18 protein-coding genes and 1 pseudogene are annotated in these 17,525 nt (G+C 73.4%); 9 read left to right on the forward strand and 10 right to left on the reverse strand.

Translation table 11 applies throughout. The annotated features are described in order from the left end of the window. Nucleotides 1-406: 406 nt before the first annotated feature. Complete coding sequence (locus tag AB0D53_RS05040; RefSeq protein WP_362440275.1) at nt 407-913, forward strand: ATP-binding protein; 507 nt, start codon at nt 407-409, stop codon at nt 911-913. A gap of 26 nt (nt 914-939) precedes the next feature. Here the strand turns inward: AB0D53_RS05040 and AB0D53_RS05045 are convergent, their stop codons facing one another. Continuing rightward, nucleotides 940-1,866 (reverse strand): cyclase family protein, encoded by a 927-nt coding sequence (locus AB0D53_RS05045; RefSeq protein WP_362440278.1) that lies wholly within the window; start codon nt 1,864-1,866, stop codon nt 940-942. Nucleotides 1,867-1,949: 83 nt separating this feature from the next. Here AB0D53_RS05045 and AB0D53_RS05050 point away from each other — a divergent pair, with 83 nt between their 5' ends. Together AB0D53_RS05050 and AB0D53_RS05055 are read left to right on the forward strand one after the other, a co-directional pair. After that, nucleotides 1,950-2,864, forward strand: coding sequence for an SDR family oxidoreductase (locus tag AB0D53_RS05050; RefSeq protein ID WP_362440281.1), 915 nt, complete (start codon nt 1,950-1,952; stop codon nt 2,862-2,864). Between the two features lie 43 nt (nt 2,865-2,907). Continuing rightward, on the forward strand, nt 2,908-3,957 hold the full coding sequence (locus AB0D53_RS05055) for a Zn-dependent alcohol dehydrogenase (protein WP_362440284.1): 1,050 nt from the start codon (nt 2,908-2,910) through the stop codon (nt 3,955-3,957). Nucleotides 3,958-4,195: 238 nt separating this feature from the next. Here the strand turns inward: AB0D53_RS05055 and AB0D53_RS05060 are convergent, their stop codons facing one another. Then, entirely contained in the window at nt 4,196-6,085 is a 1,890-nt protein-coding gene (locus AB0D53_RS05060; RefSeq protein WP_362440287.1) for an amidohydrolase, read from the reverse strand. A 114-nt stretch (nt 6,086-6,199) separates the two neighbouring features. Between AB0D53_RS05060 and AB0D53_RS05065 the strand changes: the two genes are divergently transcribed. Next, nucleotides 6,200-7,216, forward strand: coding sequence for a LacI family DNA-binding transcriptional regulator (locus AB0D53_RS05065; protein ID WP_362440290.1), 1,017 nt, complete (start codon nt 6,200-6,202; stop codon nt 7,214-7,216). Between the two features lie 151 nt (nt 7,217-7,367). On the opposite strand, the gene AB0D53_RS05070 is transcribed toward AB0D53_RS05065, so the two are convergent. The 3 genes from AB0D53_RS05070 to AB0D53_RS05080 all read right to left on the reverse strand — a co-directional run bounded on the left by AB0D53_RS05070 (nt 7,368) and on the right by AB0D53_RS05080 (nt 9,107). Beyond that, nucleotides 7,368-7,613 (reverse strand): hypothetical protein, encoded by a 246-nt coding sequence (locus AB0D53_RS05070; protein ID WP_362440293.1) that lies wholly within the window; start codon nt 7,611-7,613, stop codon nt 7,368-7,370. Continuing rightward, the gene (locus tag AB0D53_RS05075; protein WP_362440297.1) at nt 7,597-7,848 is read right to left on the reverse strand and encodes a DUF6400 family protein; all 252 of its coding nucleotides are present in this window, start codon (nt 7,846-7,848) and stop codon (nt 7,597-7,599) included. Before AB0D53_RS05075 ends, AB0D53_RS05070 begins: the two co-directional genes overlap by 17 nt. Before the next feature lie 275 nt (nt 7,849-8,123). Then, nucleotides 8,124-9,107, reverse strand: a complete 984-nt coding sequence (locus AB0D53_RS05080; protein ID WP_362440300.1) for a helix-turn-helix domain-containing protein — start codon at nt 9,105-9,107, stop codon at nt 8,124-8,126. 142 nt (nt 9,108-9,249) lie between these two features. Between AB0D53_RS05080 and AB0D53_RS05085 the strand changes: the two genes are divergently transcribed. Together AB0D53_RS05085 and AB0D53_RS05090 are read left to right on the forward strand one after the other, a co-directional pair. Beyond that, the gene (locus AB0D53_RS05085) at nt 9,250-10,479 is read left to right on the forward strand and encodes an MFS transporter (RefSeq protein ID WP_362440995.1); all 1,230 of its coding nucleotides are present in this window, start codon (nt 9,250-9,252) and stop codon (nt 10,477-10,479) included. Beyond that, the gene (locus AB0D53_RS05090) at nt 10,476-10,901 is read left to right on the forward strand and encodes a DUF2809 domain-containing protein (RefSeq protein WP_362440303.1); all 426 of its coding nucleotides are present in this window, start codon (nt 10,476-10,478) and stop codon (nt 10,899-10,901) included. Before AB0D53_RS05085 ends, AB0D53_RS05090 begins: the two co-directional genes overlap by 4 nt. On the opposite strand, the gene AB0D53_RS05095 is transcribed toward AB0D53_RS05090, so the two are convergent. After that, entirely contained in the window at nt 10,858-11,190 is a 333-nt protein-coding gene (locus AB0D53_RS05095; protein ID WP_362440306.1) for a hypothetical protein, read from the reverse strand. The genes AB0D53_RS05090 and AB0D53_RS05095 overlap by 44 nt on opposite strands. A gap of 219 nt (nt 11,191-11,409) precedes the next feature. Here AB0D53_RS05095 and AB0D53_RS05100 point away from each other — a divergent pair, with 219 nt between their 5' ends. Further along, nucleotides 11,410-12,756, forward strand: a complete 1,347-nt coding sequence (locus tag AB0D53_RS05100) for an MFS transporter (protein WP_362440309.1) — start codon at nt 11,410-11,412, stop codon at nt 12,754-12,756. 31 nt (nt 12,757-12,787) lie between these two features. Here AB0D53_RS05100 and AB0D53_RS05105 read toward each other — a convergent pair whose 3' ends face one another. After that, nucleotides 12,788-13,402, reverse strand: a complete 615-nt coding sequence (locus tag AB0D53_RS05105) for a flavin reductase family protein (protein WP_362440998.1) — start codon at nt 13,400-13,402, stop codon at nt 12,788-12,790. Nucleotides 13,403-13,753: 351 nt separating this feature from the next. Continuing rightward, entirely contained in the window at nt 13,754-14,065 is a 312-nt protein-coding gene (locus AB0D53_RS05110; RefSeq protein WP_362441067.1) for a hypothetical protein, read from the reverse strand. Between AB0D53_RS05110 and AB0D53_RS05115 the strand changes: the two are divergent. Further along, nucleotides 13,974-14,189, forward strand: a pseudogene (locus AB0D53_RS05115) (phosphatase PAP2 family protein); the annotation flags it as partial. The gene AB0D53_RS05110 and the pseudogene AB0D53_RS05115 overlap by 92 nt on opposite strands. A gap of 90 nt (nt 14,190-14,279) precedes the next feature. Here the strand turns inward: AB0D53_RS05115 and AB0D53_RS05120 are convergent. Next, entirely contained in the window at nt 14,280-14,966 is a 687-nt protein-coding gene (locus tag AB0D53_RS05120) for a response regulator transcription factor (RefSeq protein ID WP_362440312.1), read from the reverse strand. 34 nt (nt 14,967-15,000) lie between these two features. Next, the gene (locus tag AB0D53_RS05125) at nt 15,001-16,368 is read right to left on the reverse strand and encodes a histidine kinase (RefSeq protein ID WP_362441001.1); all 1,368 of its coding nucleotides are present in this window, start codon (nt 16,366-16,368) and stop codon (nt 15,001-15,003) included. Nucleotides 16,369-16,660: 292 nt separating this feature from the next. On the opposite strand from AB0D53_RS05125, the gene AB0D53_RS05130 reads away from it, so the two are divergent. After that, on the forward strand, nt 16,661-17,488 hold the full coding sequence (locus AB0D53_RS05130; RefSeq protein ID WP_362440315.1) for an SDR family NAD(P)-dependent oxidoreductase: 828 nt from the start codon (nt 16,661-16,663) through the stop codon (nt 17,486-17,488). The last annotated feature ends 37 nt before the right edge of the window (nt 17,489-17,525 follow it).

Raw genomic sequence — 17,525 nt, forward strand, 5'->3', positions numbered from 1 at the left:
CGGCGGGCGCGGGCGCCGTCCCGCGCCCTTCACGTATTTCCGTCACGGGGTGGAGTCGGTGCCCGGCTCGGGTACGCTCCGTTGGATGCGACAGGAACTGGAACCGGGCGATCCGGGTGTTGCCCGTGCGGCGACTCCGGTCCGGGAGAGGTGCCCTGCTCGCGTTCCAGGCAGAAGCGCCGGGCGTGCCCGGGAGGCGGCTCCCGCGGCCTCGACGCGCCTCTGTTCGACTCCCCGCAACGTGCGTCGCACAGTATGCACCACGCGTACTCCTTCGCGCTGGAATATGCCCGAAGCGCTTGTTGCGGTGACTGTACGTCAACCATGCTGTCTCGCAGGGGAGTCACGTTCCGTGACCCCGAGGAGGCGCGAGGCGATGTGTCCGCCGGTTCGGATGGTGTGAGCGGTGCAGGTGCTTCAGGTTCAGCTGGAGGTCGGGCCGGATCCCGCGGAGGTCGGGCGGGCCCGTAGATGGGCCCGGTCGAGACTGGTCGGGTCCGGGATAAGGGACGACGAGCCGCTGGCCGAGACGCTCATCCTGCTGATCTCGGAGCTGGTCACCAACGCGGTGGTGCACACCGGGTGTCCGGCCGTGCTGCGCATGCTGTTCGGCCCGACCGGCGCGGCCGGTGCGGCCGGCACCGTCCGGGTCGAGGTGGCCGATGCCAGCTGCCGCCCGCCGCAGCAGCGGCACGCGGCGGGCGAGGACACCAACGGCCGGGGCCTGGAGCTGGTCGACGGCCTCGCCGACCGCTGGGGCTGGCAGCCGGAGGGCGCGGGCAAGCGCATCTGGTGCGAGGTCGACCGGGGTGCGCCGCTGATCCAGCTGCCGTCGCACCCCGGCGCGCAGGGCGCGGGCGACGCGGACCGCGAGGTGCGCAAGGTCTCGCGCGCCGTGACGCATCTTGCATAAAGGTTAAAGCAGTTGCTCCCGGCGGGTCAGAGGATCGCGACGGGCGCCACCGGAGTGCCGGTCGCGCCGACGAACGGCTCCGGCATGGCGGAGAGCAGGAAGGCGTACCGCCGCTCCTGCGCACAGGCGGTGGACAGCGCCTCCAGGTTCCAGTTCTGGCCCTGGAGCATGCCCATCTCGACCAGGTGCAGCGCGTGCACCCCCAGCCACAGATCGTCGATCTCCGGCGGGAAGATCTCGAAGGTCAGGGTGTCGTTGGCGACCGCCGCCACATCGCGGGCGCGGAACCACTCGGGCGTCCGGACCGAGAGGCCGGGCGAGGGATAGCCGTACGCGTGCCTGTCGCCCGCCAGCAGGACCTGCACCTGCCCGGTCCGTACGAGCACGATGTCGCCGGACCGCACGCGCACCCCCGCCAGCTCCTCGGCGGCCTCCAGGTCCTCGGGGGTCACGGCGTGGTCGCCGGGCAGCCGGTCCGCGCCCAGGGCGCGCGCCACGTCGAGCAGCACCCCGCGCGAGACGATGTGCGGTGCCTTGTCGATCCCGCTGAACTCCGCGCCGCCGTGTGCGGTGATCGTCGTGGCCGGGCGGCCGTTGTAGATCTTCCCCGAGTGCGAGGCATGGGTCAGGGCGTCCCAGTGGGTGGCCGTCTGCAGGCTCAGGACCGCGGTGTCGTCGCTGGTGGCGACGGTGCCGGGGCCGAAGAGCTCCTGGTTGATCTGGACCATGGTGTGCAGCGGATTGATCCGCCCGGGGATCAGCCCGCTCTGCACGCCGTCCTGCCGGAGGGGGAGCGCGAGCGGTATCCGCAGGCCGCTGCGGACGGTGGCGGCGGCCTCACGCACCACGGCGTCGGTGATCAGGTTGAGCGTCCCGGTCTCGTCGTCGGCGCCCCAGCGGCCCCAGTTGTTGACCCGCTTCGCGATGTCGTGGAACTCGGCCGGCAGTGACATGGCGCCTCCTGGGGCTTGTGCTCGTGGACCTGATGGCCCATAAAATCTAACGGTCCGTCAGAAACCGCGGGAAGGGGCCGGGCATGGGGAACTTCTTGGCAGGCAAGGTGGTGGCCGTGACGGGTGCCGGACGCGGCATCGGGCGGGCGGTCGCGCTCGCGGCGGCGGCCGAGGGGGCGCGGGTCGTCGTCAACGACTACGGCGTCTCCATCGAGGGCGGCGAGCCCAGCAGCGAGGTCGCCGAGTCCGTCGTGAAGGAGATCGAGGCGGCGGGCGGCGAGGCGGTGGCCGTCGCCGACGACATCTCCACGATGGCGGGCGGGCAGCGGATCGTCGACACGGCGCTCGCGCGGTACGGGCGGATCGACGGGGTCGTCTGCGTGGCCGGCATCCTGCGGGAGCGGATGTTGTTCAACATGTCCGAGGAGGAGTGGGATCCGGTCGTCGCCACCCACCTCAAGGGCACCTTCACCGTCTTCCGGGCCGCGTCGGCGGTGATGCGCAAACAGGACGGCGGCGGCACCCTGATCGGCTTCACCAGCGGCAACCACCAGGGCAGCGTCGCCCAGGCCAACTACAGCGCAGCGAAGGGCGGGATCATCTCGCTGGTGCGGAGCGCGGCGCTCGGCCTGCACAAGTACGGCGTCACGGCCAATGCCGTCGCCCCGGTCGCCCGGACCCGGATGTCCGCCAACGTCCCCATGGAGCTCAAGGAGATCGGCGAGCCGGAGGACGTGGCGGCGCTCGTCGTCTACCTGCTCAGCGAACGGGCCCGCCAGGAGAAGATCACCGGTCAGGTGTACACCGTCGCGGGGCCGAAGATCGCGGTCTGGGCCCAGCCGAGGGAGCTGCGGGCCGGATACGTGGAGGGGGCGTGGACCCCGGAACGGATCGCGGACTTCCTGCCGGGGACGGTGGGCACCGACCCGATGCCGATGCTGGCGCGGCTGGAGGAGATGGCCGCGGCGGCCGCGGCGAAGGCCCGGCCGAACGCGTGAACACCATCGCCGAGCGGGTGCTCGGCCTACCGAGGGAGCCGAGATGAGAGGCGTCGTCTTCGACGGCAAGCGGACCGAGGTCGTCGACGATCTGGAGATACGCGACCCGGGCCCCGGCGAGGTGCTGGTGGCGGTGGCCGCGGCCGGGCTGTGCCACAGCGACCTCTCGGTGATCGACGGGACGATCCCGTTCCCGGCGCCGGTGGTGCTCGGGCACGAGGGCGCGGGCGTGGTCGAGGCGGTCGGCGCGGGCGTCTCCCATGTGGTGCCCGGCGACCACGTGTCGCTGTCCACGCTGGCCAACTGCGGGGCCTGCTCCCAGTGCGACCGGGGGCGCCCGACCATGTGCCGCAAGGCGATCGGGATGCCGGGGCGGCCGTTCGCACGGCGCGGGAATCCGCTGTACCAGTTCGCGTCCAACTCGGCCTTCGCCGAACGGACCCTGGTCAAGGCCGTGCAGGCGGTGAAGATCCCGGCGGACATCCCGATGACCTCCGCGGCGCTGATCGGCTGCGGGGTGCTGACGGGTGTCGGAGCCGTGCTCAACCGGGCGAAGGTCGACCGGGGCGACACGGTCGTGGTGATCGGCACCGGCGGCATCGGGCTCAATGTGATCCAGGGCGCCCGGATCGCGGGCGCGCTGACGATCGTCGCCGTCGACGCCAACCCGGCGAAGGAGGCGGCGGCCCGGCAGTTCGGCGCGACGCACTTCCTGACCTCGGCGGACGGCGTGCGGGAGATCCTGCCGGGAGGCGCCGACCACGCCTTCGAGTGCGTGGGCCGCACGGAGCTGATCCGTACCGCGATCGACCTGCTGGACCGGCACGGCCAGGCGATCCTGCTGGGCGTCCCGGCCGCGACGGCGGAGGCCTCGTTCCTCGTCTCGTCGATGTACCTGGACAAGTCGATCCTGGGCTGCCGCTACGGCTCCTCGCGCCCGCAGCGGGACATCGCCCTCTACGCGGAGCTGTACCGGGAGGGCCGGCTGCTGCTGGACGAACTCGTCACCGAGACCTACCCGGTGGAGGACTTCGCCAAGGCGGCCGAGGACGCGCATCAGGGGCGCGTGGCGCGGGGCGTGCTGGTGTTCTAGCGGCAGTGCCGTGCAGTTGGCGCCGGGTGTCCGCTGCCAAGAAACGCGGGTGGCCGGCCGGGTGGCTCCGTGGGGCGGAGCCTCGGCACACCACCGGCACGGCGGTGAGACACCGCCGTGCCGTGGGGGCCGCGGAAGAGAGCGGCCGGTGCGGCCGCCCCCGCCGGACGGCGTTCCGTGCGGGGCGTGACCCGGACGGAACGCCGTTCGCCGGGCAGGGGCGCGGAGCCGAGGACCGCTACGGCCGGCCGCCGCAGCCGCAGGCGTTGTGTCGTCCGCCGTGCACCGCCGCGTAGGCCGACGGGCGGGGCCCGGTGGCGGCCCGGTCGAGTCGCGCGGCCGCGGCCCGGCCCGCCGGAGTGCGCGCGTCGTGGACGACCCGGCCGCCCACCAGGGTCAGTTCGACACGGGTGTCGCTGATGTCCGCCACCGGGCAGCGCGTCACATCACGGTCGAGAACGATCAGATCCGCGGCCAGACCGCGCCGGACCGTTCCCGTCAGATGGTCCATGCCCAGCTGCCATGCCGTCCCCCGCGTGTGCATGCGCAGCGCCGACGTACGGCTCAGCCCCTCCAGCTCCCGGTAGAGCGGCCCGTCGCCCTCCGCGCCCGTGCGATCGATCGCCGTACGGACCTGGTTCCACACCTGGAGCGGGTCCACCGGCCAGTCCGAGCCGCCCGAGAGCCGGGCCCCGTGCCGCTCCAGGGAGCGGGCGGGGTACATCCACCGGTGCCGCTCGGGCCCGATGTACGGCAGGAGGGCGTCCATCGTCCACGTGTCCTGTTCCGCCCACTGGAGCTGCATGCAGGCCACCACGTCCAGTGCGGCGAACCGCCCCAGATCCGCCGGGTCCACCAGCTGGAGGTGTGCGACGGCGTTCCGGGTGTTGCGCAGCCCGGTCGTGCGCCGGGCGTACGCATATCCGTCGAGTGCCGTGCGCACCGCGCGGTCGCCGAGCCCATGGGCGTGCATCTGCCAGCCGGCCCGGTTGAAGGCCGCGGTCAGCCGCCCGTAGTCCTGCCCGGAGACATACAGTTCGCCCCGGTTGTCCGTCGGGTGTCCGGAGCCGTCCAGATAGGGCTCCAGGAGCGCCGCGGTCTGCGCCGGGTACTCGATCACCCCGTCGAGGAACACCTTGCTCGTCCCGAACCGCAGCCCGGGTACGTCCCGGAACGCGTGCTGCAGCCCGCGCGCGTAGGCGAGCGCCGCCGCCGGGTCCTTCGTCAGGTCCGTGTCGAGCTTGATCGCGGGGACGATCCGCTGCGGCAACTTCCCTGCCTTCGCGAGGGCCTGATACGTCATCAGCTCACCCCGCCCGACCGCCGCGTCCATCATCGTGGTCACCCCGGAGGCGGCCGCCTGGGCGAGGACCCGTGAGCAGGCGGCGACCAGTTCGGCCTCGCTCGGCTCCGGGATGTGGCGGGTCACCAGGACCTGGGCGTCGTCCTTGAGCACCCCGCTGGGCTTGCCGTCCGGCCCCTTCACGATCTTTCCGCCCACCGGGTCGGGGGTCGTCGCGGTGATGCCTGCGATCTGAAGGGCGCGGGCGTTGACCCAGGCGTTGTGGCCGTCGCCCCCGAGGAGGGCGATCGGGCGACGGGTGGGGAGGGCGTCGAGCAGGGAGTGGTGGGGCAGGGTGCCCTGCGGCAGCAGCCCGACCGGGTTCCAGTCCGAGACCACCAGCCAGCCGTCGGGCTCCTGGCCGGGCGTGTCCTTGAGGAAACCCGTGAGGATCGCCAGGAGTTGCTCGGCGGTCGTCTCGGCGCCCTCCAGGGAGGGGCGCAGCGAACGCTCGCCCGCGCCGAGCGGGTGTACATGGCCGTCGTGGATGCCGCTCATCACGGTGGCCCCGCGCGCATCGACGACCTCGGTGTCCCGTCCGGCGAGGCGGCGCAGTTCGCGATTGCGGCCGGTGGCGAGAATCCGGCCGTCGCGCCCGACGGCCACGGCCTCGACGGGGCGGGCGCCGGGCAGCCCGGTGAACACCCGCGCGTTGTGGATGACCATGGCCGCGGAACCGCGGTGCGCGGCGCCCCGCTGCGCGGCGGCCGCGGGGCCGGCCGCCGCACCCACCAGTCCGGCCGCACCCGCGGCGAGCACGCTCCGCCGCGCAAAAGTAGAAGTCATGACTGCTCCAAGGGTTGGGCTGCGTTAACCGTGGCCGGACCCTCATTGATTAACGCCGTAACCAGAACCCACCCCGTACGACGGAATCCGCACCGCGATCCCTACGATGGCGCCATGTCAGGGCCCACCCTCGCCGATGTCGCCCGTGCCGCGGAGGTCTCCACCGCCACCGTCTCGCACGCTCTCAACGGAACCGGCCGGCTCGCCGACGCCACGCGCCGCCGGGTCCGCGAGGTGGCCACCGCGCTCGGCTACGGCGCCCGGCGGACCCCGCAGACCGGAGGGGCCCTGGGCGTGGCCGTCACGACCTACGCCGGGTCGGCCTGGAACTTCCTCGAAGTCCCGTACTTCGCCCGGCTCCTGACCGCCGCCACGGCCACCGCGCACGCCCACGGCTACGCCCTGACCATCCTCCCCGCCGCCCGCGGTGCCGAGACGCTGTGGCACACCCTCACCGTGGACGGCATGCTGCTTCTCGACAGCCCCGCGGGCGACCCGGTGCTGCGTGCTCTGCGGGCCCGAGGCATCCCGCTCGTCTTCGACGGCCGGCCCGTCGATCCGAGGCCCGGGGACGTCTGGGTCGACAACGACCACACCGCCACCACTCGCGAGGTCCTCGGCCACCTGGCGGCCTCGGGCGCCCGACGGATCGCCCTGCACGCCGGGTACGGCGACGAGCACTACACCCGGGCCGTGACCCGCGCGTACGAGCAGTGGTGCCGCGAGCACGGCCACCGGACGCTGTTCCTCACCTGCGACCCGTACGACACCCCGGGCCACGCCTTCGACGCCGTCTTCGCCGCCCGCGCCTGCGACGCGGTCTACACGATCTACGACCCCGGCGGCCGCCAGGCTCTGGCCGCCGCGGCCCGTTACGGCCTGCGGATCCCCGACGACCTCCTCCTTGTCTGCGCCAGCGAGGACCCGGCCTACGCCGAGAACGATCCGTCGGTGAGCACCGTGACCCTGCGCCCCACGACGATCGCCGAGACCGCGGTGACGGCCCTGGTCTCCCGTCTTTCTCCCACCGCCACGCCACCAGCCCCTGGCGCCCTGACCGTTCCGGCGGTCCTGCGGCCCCGAGGCTCCTCACGCCGCCGCACCCGGCCCGGCCGACAAGGGCCACCGTGATCCCGAAGGACGGCCCGGACACGACCGGAGCGCCGCGACTCCCGCCACCTGGCCGATCGACGGGTCCGTCGACTCCAGCAGCTGCCGGGCCCGCTCGACCCGCTGCCGGGCTCGCGTGTCCCGGCACCGCGCCCGGCAGTGTTGCCGTCGGTCAGCCGCCGAAGGCGCCGCTGTCGCGCGGGGTGACGTCGGGGCGTGTGTTCACGGACCACATGTGGGTGCACTGCGGACACTGGAGATGGACGACCGGTCCGTTGTTGGAGATCAGGTAGCGCCAGTGCTCACGGCAGTTACGGGGGCCGGCGCAGTTCTCGCAGTGACGGGCGTCGTCGCAGACGGGGCAGGGCATCCAGGCGCGTCGGGCCACGTCCGCCTGCGGATCAATGGGCAGTCGCACGGCCCGGCCCCCTTCCCGGCAGGACGCCGGCCGCCACCAGCAGGTCGTAGGTGCGCTGCTGTTCGGCGTCCAGGCCCGAGTAGAGGAGCGCGTACGCCTCTTCCTCGCCCTGGAGGGCGGCGATCGGGTCCCAGTCGGGCCCGAGCGCGGTCACGACCTCGGCCCGACGCCGAGCTTCCTCGAACGTCAGGTCGATGGTGAAGGGTATGAGGCTGTCTGGATTTCCCTTTTTCATGGCGAAACTCCCGAAGTGCCGGTGATGCTTCACATGCCTATCAGGCGGAAGCGGTGGCAGGGAAGGGTGACCTAAGTCGCTCCGGGGCGGAGTGGCCCCCGGCCCCTGGGGAAGAAATCCCCGGATCGGTGGGGCGGGGTGGGGCGTTGCCGGCGACGGGCCCCGACGGCGGATGCGGTCCACGAGCGGCGCTGTGACGCACTTCATGGGGCCGTCCAGGACGTGGGGGCGGGGCGGTCCGAGCGGTGCGGAGGGGCGACGGCCCGCGCGCCCGGTCAGGCCTTCCCTGCGCGGAACGTGCGCCGGTACACCGTCGGCGACACCCCCAGCGCCGCCTGGAGATGCTGCCGCAGTGACGTGGGCGTCCCGAAGCCCGCGTCCCGCGCCACCTGGTCGATCGACAGATCCGTCGACTCCAGCAGGTGCCGGGCCCGTTCGACCCGCTGCCGGGTCAGCCACTGGACGGGGCTGACCCCGACCTCCTCCCGGAACCGCCGGGTGAAGGTGCGCACGCTCATCGACTCCTGCTGCGCCATGTCGCGCAGCAGGATCGGACGCTCCAGCCGCCCGAGCGCCCAGCTGCGCGCGGTGGTCGTGGTCGCGAACCGGGCCTCGGGAAGGGGACGTTGGATGTACTGCGCCTGACCGCCGTCCCGGTGCGGGGGCACGACCGTGCGGCGGGCGACGTCATTGGCTACGGCGGTGCCGTGGTCCCGGCGCACGATGTGCAGGCAGAGATCGATCCCGGCGGCGACCCCGGCGGAGGTCAGGACGTCCCCGTCGTCGATGAACAGGACGTCCGGGTCGACCCGCACCTCGGGGAAGACCTGCTGGAAGTGGTCGGCGTGCGACCAGTGGGTAGTGGCGGGGCGCCCGTCGAGATATCCGGCGGCGGCCAGCACATAGCTGCCCGTGCAGATCGAGACCATCCGGGTCCCCGGCCTGATGCGGGCGAACGCGGCGGCCAGTTCGTCGGTGAGCCTGCCCTCGTCGAAGACGGGGCCGAGTTCGTAGCTGGCGGGAATCACCACCGTGTCGGCGGTGGCGAGTGCTTCGGGGCCGCGTTCGACGGTGATCGTGAAGTCCGCGTCGGTACGGACCGGGCCCGGCGGGCGGACGGAACAGGTCACGACTTCGTACAGGCTGCGGCCCCGTTCGTGCGGCTCGATGTCGAACGCGCGGCCGAATATCCGCTGGGGGATGCCCAGTTCGAAGGGCAGCAGCCCGTCGAGGGCCAGGACGGCGATTCGGTGCGGCATTGGCGGACTCCCTTCACCCCTAGTGGTATAGACCTCAACCCTGATACATGTCACTCCTGTGAAGGAAAAGTCAGCGCAATACCTGCGCATTCCCGCCGCCGAACACGATGGCGTGCAGCCCCTTCCGACCGGTTCCCACGAGGTGCGCGCAAAGGGCGGCGGACTCGGTGGCGACCAGGCGGAGGGGCTCTGGAGCCGCAACTTCCGGTTCTTCTTCGTCGCCCGTACCGCCGCGCTCTTCGGCGACGGCATGATCCCGGTGGCCCTCACCGCGGGACTGCTGGGCGCGGGGCGCCCGCACTCCTCGGTGGGGTTCGCGCTCGCGGCCTGGATGGGGCCGCTGGCGCTGTTCGTGCTCTTCGGCGGCGTACTGGCGGACCGGTTCACCCCCCGCCGGATGATGATCATCGCGGATGCGCTGCGGCTGGTCGGGGCCTCGGTGCTGGCGTTCTCCTTCGCCACCGGGAACCCGCCGCTGTGGGCGGTGTACACGCTCAGCGCGGTGGCCGGTGTGGGCGCCGCGCTCTTCCAGCCGGGCGTCGCCTCGACCGTGCCCCGGGTCGCCTCGGACGTGCAGCGGGGCAACGCCGTGCTCAGGGTCTCCGAGGCGCTGATGACCATGGCGGGTCCGGCCTTCGCGGGCATGCTGGTCGGACTGGCCAGCGCCGGCGCGGTCTACGCGGCGAACGCGTCGACGTTCCTGGTCTCCGGTCTCTGCCTGTTCCTGATGAGGCTCGCCCCGGCCCCGTCGGACGACGCGCAGCGCGGCGGCTTCGTCGCCGAACTGGTCGACGGGTGGCGGGAGTTCCGGGCCCGCAGCTGGCTGTGGGGGGTGATCGCGATCTGGACGGTGTACGGCTTCACGGTGCTCGGCCCGATGCTGCCGCTCACCGCGGTCGAGGTCACCGAGGCGCACGGCTCGGGGACGTACGGCCTGATGATGGCGGTGAACGGCGCGGGCAGCGTCGTCGGCGGGCTGCTCGCCCTGCGGCTGAGACCCCGCCGCCCGCTCGCGGCGGGCGCCGTCGCGCTGACCGGGGTCTGTGTGAACCTGCTGGTGCTGGGCCTCGGGCTGCCGGTGCCCGCGCTCGGGGCGGGGCAGTTCACGGCGGGCGCGGCATTCGCGTTCTGGCTGGTGATGTGGTCGACGACGGTCCAGACCCATGTGCCGCCCGAGGCGCTGAACCGCCTGCACGCGTACGACGTGGCGGGCTCGCTGCTGATGCTGGCGGCGGGCCGGGCCCTGGCCGGACCGGTCGCGGACCGGGTGGGCGCGCCCGAGCTGCTGCTGGCCGGAGCGGTGATCAACCTGATGGTGGTGGGGGTCCTGCTGGTGGCCCGGCCGATCAGCCGGCTGGAGCGGATCGCGTGAGCGGGGGCCGGGGAGTCCGGACGGCCCTGGGCGCCCGTGCGGTCGCGGCCGGCGCCGCGGCGCTGACCGTGCTCGCCGGGCTCGCGGTCAGGGCGTTCACGGAGGGAGACCTCGCCAAGTACGCCGGGGACGCCCTCTACACCGTGCTGATCTGCGCCCTGGTCGCCGTGATCGCCCCCGGCGCGCGGCCGGCCGTCATGGCGGGGACGGGGCTGGCGTTCAGCTGGGCGGTGGAGCTGCTGCAACTGACCGGGGTGCCCGCGGAGCTCTCCCGCCACAGCACGGCGGCGCGGCTGGTGCTCGGCTCGACCTTCAACGCACCCGATCTGCTCTGGTACGCGGTGGGCGCCGGGTGCGCCTGGGCGGTGGCAACGCTGGTCACTTCTCCCGGCTGCGCTCCTCGGACTTCTGCATCTCGATGACCTCGAAGACATGGGAGCTGGTCTGCCTGCGCACACTGCCGGCGACCAGCAGCCCCGCACCGAGGACGGACAGGGGCGCGGAGATCCCGAGGACGGTCAGCTGCTTCGGCACCTCGGTGTCCACCTCGCACATGGACGACATGGTGCGGTAGCAGTACATGTCCCGCTGGTCCGCCAGCAGGAAGCCCAGCCAGACCCAGAGGCCGCAGGCGATGAGCAGCAGTACGGCGCCCCAGGTCTGCATCAGCGCGGAGCGGTGGTGGAAGTGCTGGCGTGCTGCCCACTGCATGGAATCCCCCGGATCGGTGCGTGACGGGCCCGGCGGGCCCGGCCCGTCGGCCGACTGGCGATCGTACGCGCATACGGGCCCGTGGGCGGGCCCGTCCGACCGGGCCGGAGAGCGGCGATCCCGATGGCCGCGTCCGGGCCGGAAAGCGATGCCTCCGATGGCCCGATTCCTGCGAAGGGTGTCCTTCCGGCCACTCGTGAGGAGTCCTGCCGGAGCCCGATGCTGAGTGACGTGACCCAGACAACCGAAAGCGCCGCCCGGGACGACGAGCGGCAGGCCACCGCCCCGGCAGCCCCCGGGCGCCCCTCCCGCCGACGTGTTCACCGCGCCTGGATCGTCGCTGTCGTCACCTTCGTGACGATCATCGGCGGCGCCGCGTTCAACTCCCTCCCCGGCCTCCTCATCGACCCGCTCAACACGGAGTTCGGCTGGTCGCGCGGGGAGATCGGACTCGCCGTCTCCCTCGACATGGCGCTGTACGGGCTCACCGCACCGTTCGCCGCCGCGCTGATGGACCGCTTCGGCATCCGCCGGGTGGTCGTGGTCGCCCTCAGCGCCGTGGCGGCCGGGGCGCTGGCCTCCGTATGGATGACGGCCTCCTGGCAGCTGCTGATCTACTGGGGCCTGCTCGTCGGCCTCGGCACCGGCTCCATGGCGCTGGCGTTCTCCGCCACCGTCACCAACCGCTGGTTCGTGGCCCGGCGCGGCCTGGTCACCGGCATCCTCACCGCGGCCGGCGCCTCCGGGCAGCTGGTCTTCCTGCCGCTGTGCGCCTGGATCGTCGTGAACCACGGCTGGCGCCCCGCCTCGGTGACGGTGGCGCTCGCGGCCCTGGTCGTCGTCCCGTTCGTCTGGTTCCTGCTCCGTGACCACCCGGCCGACGTGGGCCTCGCCCCGTACGGCGGCGGCTACGTGGAGAAGCCGGCGCCCGCGCGCGGGGCGGCGAGGCGGGCCGTGCGCGTGCTGGCCGACGCGGCGCGCACCGGGCCCTTCTGGCTGCTGGCCGGTTCGTTCGCGATCTGCGGGGCCTCGACCAACGGCCTGATCCGTACGCACTTCGTGCCCTCGGCCCACGACCACCACATGCCCGTCACCGCCGCGGCCTCGTTGCTCGCCGTCATCGGCGTCTTCGACATCATCGGCACCGTCTTCTCCGGCTGGCTCACCGACCGCTTCGACGCCCGGCGGCTCCTCGCCGTCTACTACGCGCTGCGCGGCGTCTCGCTGCTCTTCCTGCCGATGCTGATGGAGCCGACGGTGCGGCCGCCGATGGTGTTCTTCATCGTCTTCTACGGCCTGGACTGGGTGGCCACCGTCCCGCCGACGCTGGCCCTGTGCCGCGAGCAGTACGGGGAGGACAGCGCCATCGTCTTCGGCTGGGTGCTGGCCTCCCACCAGGTGGGTGCGGCGCTGGTGGCGTTCCTGGGCGGAGTGGCGCGCGACGCCTTCGGCTCGTACGACGTGGTCTGGTACGCGTCCGGGGCGCTGTGCGCGATGGCGGCACTGATGGCACTGGTGATCCGCCGGGTGCGGGAGCCCTCGGCCCCCGTCGCCGGGCTCGGCTGACCGGCGGGGGTGTCCGGGCGGTCCGGGCCGCTCACCCGTCGAGCGGCCCGAACCGTCCGAACACCCCCCGGTGGAACAGCAGCGGATCCGCCCCGTCCACCGCGCCCAGCGCCTCCACCCGGCCGACGACGATCAGGTGGTCGCCCCCGGTGTGGACGGCCTGGATGCGGCAGTCGACCCAGGCCGGTACGGAGTCCAGCAACGGTGACCCGGTCACCGGGGCGGGCGCGTACGCCACCCCCGCGAACTTGTCCGCGCCGCTCACCGCGAAGCTCCGGCACAGCGCTCCCTGGCCCGCGCCGAGGATGTTGACGCAGAAGGCCCCGGCGCGCGCGATGCGCGGCCAGGTCGTCGACGTACGGGCGACCATGAACGTCACCAGCGGCGGGTCGAGGGAGAGCGACGCGAACGACTGGCAGGCGAAGCCCGCCGGGCCCCGCGCGTCGTCCGGGTCGTGCGCGGTGACGATGGTGACTCCGCTGGCGAAGCTCCCCAGCACGCGGCGGAATTCGCCCGGGTCGACGGGCGGTCGCTCACCGTCCGACACGGCGCGCAGATGCGGGCGCGGCAGCGGATCGACCGGTGCCGGCCCGGCGGTGGTGGCGGCGCCGACGGACCTGAGGTACCGGACGGCGATGGCGGCCATGCCTGCGTGTCCCATCACCCTTCGATTAGAGCTGACACCCCATCAGATGGGAAGGGCCGCGGACCGGCAGCTTGGACCTGCCGGTGCGCGGCGGTCCCGGGCGGGTCCCACCCCCGACGATCGTCGGGGGTGGGACCCGCCGGTCGGCCCGGGTGCGCCGCCACCGCCGCTTCTAGGTTCACGTTCCATGAGACGAGAAACCGGAAGCAGAACCCGGCCCCGACGGATCATGAGTCCGCTGCTCGCCTGCGTCGTCCTGGCCTCGGGGGCGGCGGCCGTCCTGGCGCTCGCCCCGGGCGGGCTGGGCACGGACCGCGCCGTGGAGGTGACGGACGGCGCCTCGGCCTCCGTCTACCGCTCGGTGACCCGGGCGGTGGCCGACGCACCCTCCTGGACCGGACCGCTGCTGGAGGCGGCGACCGACGGCACCCTGGTGGTCCTCGGTCTGCTGCTGGTGTGGGCCTGGTGGAGCGCCGTACGCCGGGGGGACACCCGGATGTCCGCGGGCACCGTGCTCACCGGCGTCGCCACCGTGCTGGCGTACGCGGTCAGCGAGGCCGTGAAGCTGGTGGTGGACGAGGAGCGCCCCTGCCGGGCCCTGCGCTCCATCGCGGAGACGGCCGCCGAGTGCCCGCCGCCCGATGACTGGTCCTTCCCGAGCAACCACGCGACCCTGGCCGTCGGCCTCGCGGTGGGCCTGGCCGTGCTGCGCCCGCGCCTGGCCGCCGTCACCCTGCCGGTGGGTGCGGCGGCGGCCCTGCTGCGGGTCGTGGTGGGGGCGCACTACCCGCACGACGTGCTGGCCGGCGCGGTCCTCGGGGCCTCGGTGGTGGCGGCCGTACTGCTCGCGTTCCTGCCGCTCGCCCGGCGTGCGGCGTCAGCGGTCGAGCGGCGGCTGCGCGGGCGCGACGATTCCGGCCTCATGGGCGACGACGGCCGCGGCGGCCCGGTTGTCCACGCCCAGCCGGGCCAGGATGGAGCTCACATGCGCCTTGACCGTCCCTTCCACCAGATGCAGCCGCCGGGCGATCTGACCGTTGGACAGCCCGCTGCCGAGGAAGGCCAGTACGTCGCGTTCCCGGGCGGTGAGAGCGCCGACCCGTTCCCGGGCGGCGGCGCGCCGGCCGGCCAGGGCACCCGCGCCCGTCGCCGAGAGATGAGCGACGACCCGCGCCGCGACCTTCGGTGACAGATAGGCGGCTCCGTCGGCCACCGCACGGACCCCCGCGATCAGTTCCTCGGGCTCGCCCGACTTGATCAGGAAACCGGCGGCGCCGCCTCCGAGCGCCTGGAGGATGTAGTCGTCCTCGCCGAAGGTCGTGAGCATCACGATCCCCGTCCCCGGCACGGTGCGTCGGATCTCGGCCGCGGCCTCGATCCCGTTCGTCCCGGGCATCCGGATGTCGAGCACGGCGACGGCCGGGCGGTGGCGGCGTACCAGCTCCACCGCGTCGTGTCCGTCGGCGGCCTCGGCGACGACGTCGATGTCCGGGGCGGTGGCCAGCACGGAGCGCACTCCCGCGCGGATCATCGGCTCGTCGTCGGCGATCAGCACCCGGATCACCGTCCGCCCGCCGTTCCTCGTGCGTGGGGCGTGCTCATGGGGTCAGGGCCTCCTTGGACATCAGCCGGCCGTCCCGGAAACAGAGCCGGTAGGCGTCCCCGGACCGGTCGTCGAAGCGGTCCGCCGTCATCGCGTAGTACGTGCATGCGATGCCCTCTCCGCTCGGTTCCCCGGCCACCGGCCGCTGTGTGGTCTCCCGGTCGGGCAGCAGCCGCTCGACCGCCTCCCGATCCTGACCCACCCGCAGCCGGGCGTAGTCGCCGGGGTCCAGCACGGAGAGCCGGGCCGAGCGGATGTCCCAGGCCATCAGGGCTCCACTCAGCCCCGCCCATGCCACCAGGGGCAGCACCACCGCGAGGGCCAGCGCCCGGCGGGCGCGGCTGCGGGCGTGCCGGTGCTCCGGGGGCAGGGCCGGGGGAGCGGGCCTCGGTGCGGCGGGCGGCGGTTGGGCGGGCGGTGCGTGCGGAATCCGTGCGGTGACCGCGAAGCCGCCCTCGTACGGGCCGTGGGCGAAGGTGCCGCCGGTCAGCCGCACCCGTTCGTCGAGCTCGATCAGCCCCCGCCCGGTGCCCGGTACGTCCCCGGCGTGGTCCGGTGCGGGGGCGGGGCCGTTCTCCACCCGTACGGTCGTCTCCCCGGCCGTATGCGTCATCCGCACGTCCACCGGCGCCCGTGGCGCGTGCTTGGCGGCGTTGGTCAGGGCCTCCTGGACCACCCGGTGGGCGGCGCGCGCGGCTGCCGGGGGCAGGGCGCCGGCGTCCCCCTCGACCCGCAGGTCCACTGCGAGCCCGGCGGCCGCGGCCTCCTCGACCAGCCGGGGAATGCCGGTGCCGGGCGGCTGCGGCGGCCCGTCGTCCGCCTCCTCGCGCAGCAGGCCGATCACCTCGCCGAGCCGCTCCACGGACGCCGCCGCGCGCGCCCGGATCTCCCCGGCCGCGGCCCGGTGTGCCTCGTCGAGCCCGGGGGCCAGCTTGAGGGCGCCGGCCGACAGGGCGATGAGACTGAGGTCGTGCCCGAGGACGTCGTGCATGTCCTGGGCGATCCTGGCCCGCTCGCGGGACCGGGCCTGCTCGGCGACGAGCCGCTGTTCGCGCTCCAGCCGGGCCGCCCGCTCCCAGCCCGCCCGGACGAGCTCCTGGTACTGGCGCCAGAAGCGCCCCGCGAACCACGGCAGCATCGCCGCCACCGCCACCACCGCGACGAACCGCCCCGCCATCAGCAGCCAGGAGGGCACCAGGGCCACCGCCACCACCCCGCCGGCCACCACCGCGACGAGCACGAGGACCACGGGCCCGGTCCTTCCCGGCTCCCGGCCCGCGAAGAACGCCGCCGCGGCCGCGGGCAGCGCCCACCACGGGCTGACCGCGCTCAGCCCGACACAGACCGCCGCGCCGACGGCCAGAAGACTCCCCGGTGCGACGACGGCCCGCCGGACCGCACCACCGGTCACCGCCCTGTCCACCCCGGTCACCCCGCTCACCCTCGCCCCGTTCGCCCTGCTCACCCGCACGACCGTACGCAGCCGGACAGCGCCCCGACACTGCCGAAAGTCACCGTTGCCAATTCCCCTGGCGCCGGGCGGGACGGGTCGGTTAAGGTCTCAGCGAGACGGAACGATCCGTCTCGTTAGAACGAGGGAAGACCTCGCCGCCGCAGAACGCGCGGCGTTCCCGCGGACGAAGGAGTGGGTTTCCGTGCTCTCTGCGCCGAGTGCCAGGACGTGGTTCATCACCGGTGCCTCCCGCGGTCTGGGGCGCGCCTTCACCGAGGCCGCCCTGTCCGCCGGGGACCGGGTCGTGGCGGCCGCCCGCGATGTCGGGCCGCTCGCCGATCTCGCGGAGAAGCATCCGGACGCGCTCCTGCCGCTCTCCCTGGACGTCTCCGACCGCCGGGCCGTGTTCGAGACCGTGGAACGGGCGGCCACGGCCTTCGGCGGTCTGGACGTCGTGGTCAACAACGCGGGCGGCCTGCTGTACGGCATGGTCGAGGAGGCCGCCGAGAAACAGATCCGCGACCACTTCGACGTCAACTTCTTCGGAGCGGTCTGGGTCGCCCAGGCCGTGATCCCCCACCTGCGCGCCCGGGGCGGGCGCCTCCTCCAGATCACCTCGATGGGCAGCGGCGGCGGCATGGCCTCCGTCGGGTTCTACGGAGCGGGGAAGGCGGCGCTCGACTCGGTCAGCGAGGCGCTGGCGATGGAGGTCGAGCAGTTCGGGATCAAGGTCACCATCGTGCAGATGGGCGGCTACGCCACGGGCTTGTTCACCTCCGGCACCACGGCGACCGCACCCGACCCCGCCTACGACGAGCTGCGCGCCCGCCTGACGGAGATGTGGGGCGACGACGCGGGCCCGGACCCGAGCGAGGCGGCTCCCGTACTCCTGGAACTGGCCGCCCTGCCCGACCCGCCGCGCCGCCTGATCCTCGGCGACCGGTCGTTCGACATCGTCCTGGAGATGGACCGTGCCCGCGAGGAGCAGTACCGCGCCTGGGAATCCCTCAGTCGCATGGCCCCCGGGTGAGCGCGCACGACGACGACCGCACCCGGTCGCGGGCCGC

The sequence above is a fragment of the Streptomyces sp. NPDC048295 genome, from assembly GCF_040652135.1.
Taxonomy (GTDB): Bacteria; Actinomycetota; Actinomycetes; order Streptomycetales; family Streptomycetaceae; genus Streptomyces.

Excerpts from the sequence above, each read along its gene's own strand:
- AB0D53_RS05060 (WP_362440287.1), bottom strand. The coding sequence starts at position 6,085 with ATGACTTCTACTTTTGCGCGGCGGAGCGTGCTCGCCGCGGGTGCGGCC.
- AB0D53_RS05050 (WP_362440281.1), top strand. The coding sequence starts at position 1,950 with ATGGGGAACTTCTTGGCAGGCAAGGTGGTGGCCGTGACGGGTGCCGGA.
- AB0D53_RS05080 (WP_362440300.1), bottom strand. The coding sequence starts at position 9,107 with ATGCCGCACCGAATCGCCGTCCTGGCCCTCGACGGGCTGCTGCCCTTC.
- AB0D53_RS05095 (WP_362440306.1), bottom strand. The coding sequence starts at position 11,190 with ATGCAGTGGGCAGCACGCCAGCACTTCCACCACCGCTCCGCGCTGATG.
- AB0D53_RS05055 (WP_362440284.1), top strand. The coding sequence starts at position 2,908 with ATGAGAGGCGTCGTCTTCGACGGCAAGCGGACCGAGGTCGTCGACGAT.
- AB0D53_RS05075 (WP_362440297.1), bottom strand. The coding sequence starts at position 7,848 with ATGAAAAAGGGAAATCCAGACAGCCTCATACCCTTCACCATCGACCTG.
- AB0D53_RS05065 (WP_362440290.1), top strand. The coding sequence starts at position 6,200 with ATGTCAGGGCCCACCCTCGCCGATGTCGCCCGTGCCGCGGAGGTCTCC.
- AB0D53_RS05045 (WP_362440278.1), bottom strand. The coding sequence starts at position 1,866 with ATGTCACTGCCGGCCGAGTTCCACGACATCGCGAAGCGGGTCAACAAC.
- AB0D53_RS05100 (WP_362440309.1), top strand. The coding sequence starts at position 11,410 with ATGCTGAGTGACGTGACCCAGACAACCGAAAGCGCCGCCCGGGACGAC.
- AB0D53_RS05105 (WP_362440998.1), bottom strand. The coding sequence starts at position 13,402 with ATGGCCGCCATCGCCGTCCGGTACCTCAGGTCCGTCGGCGCCGCCACC.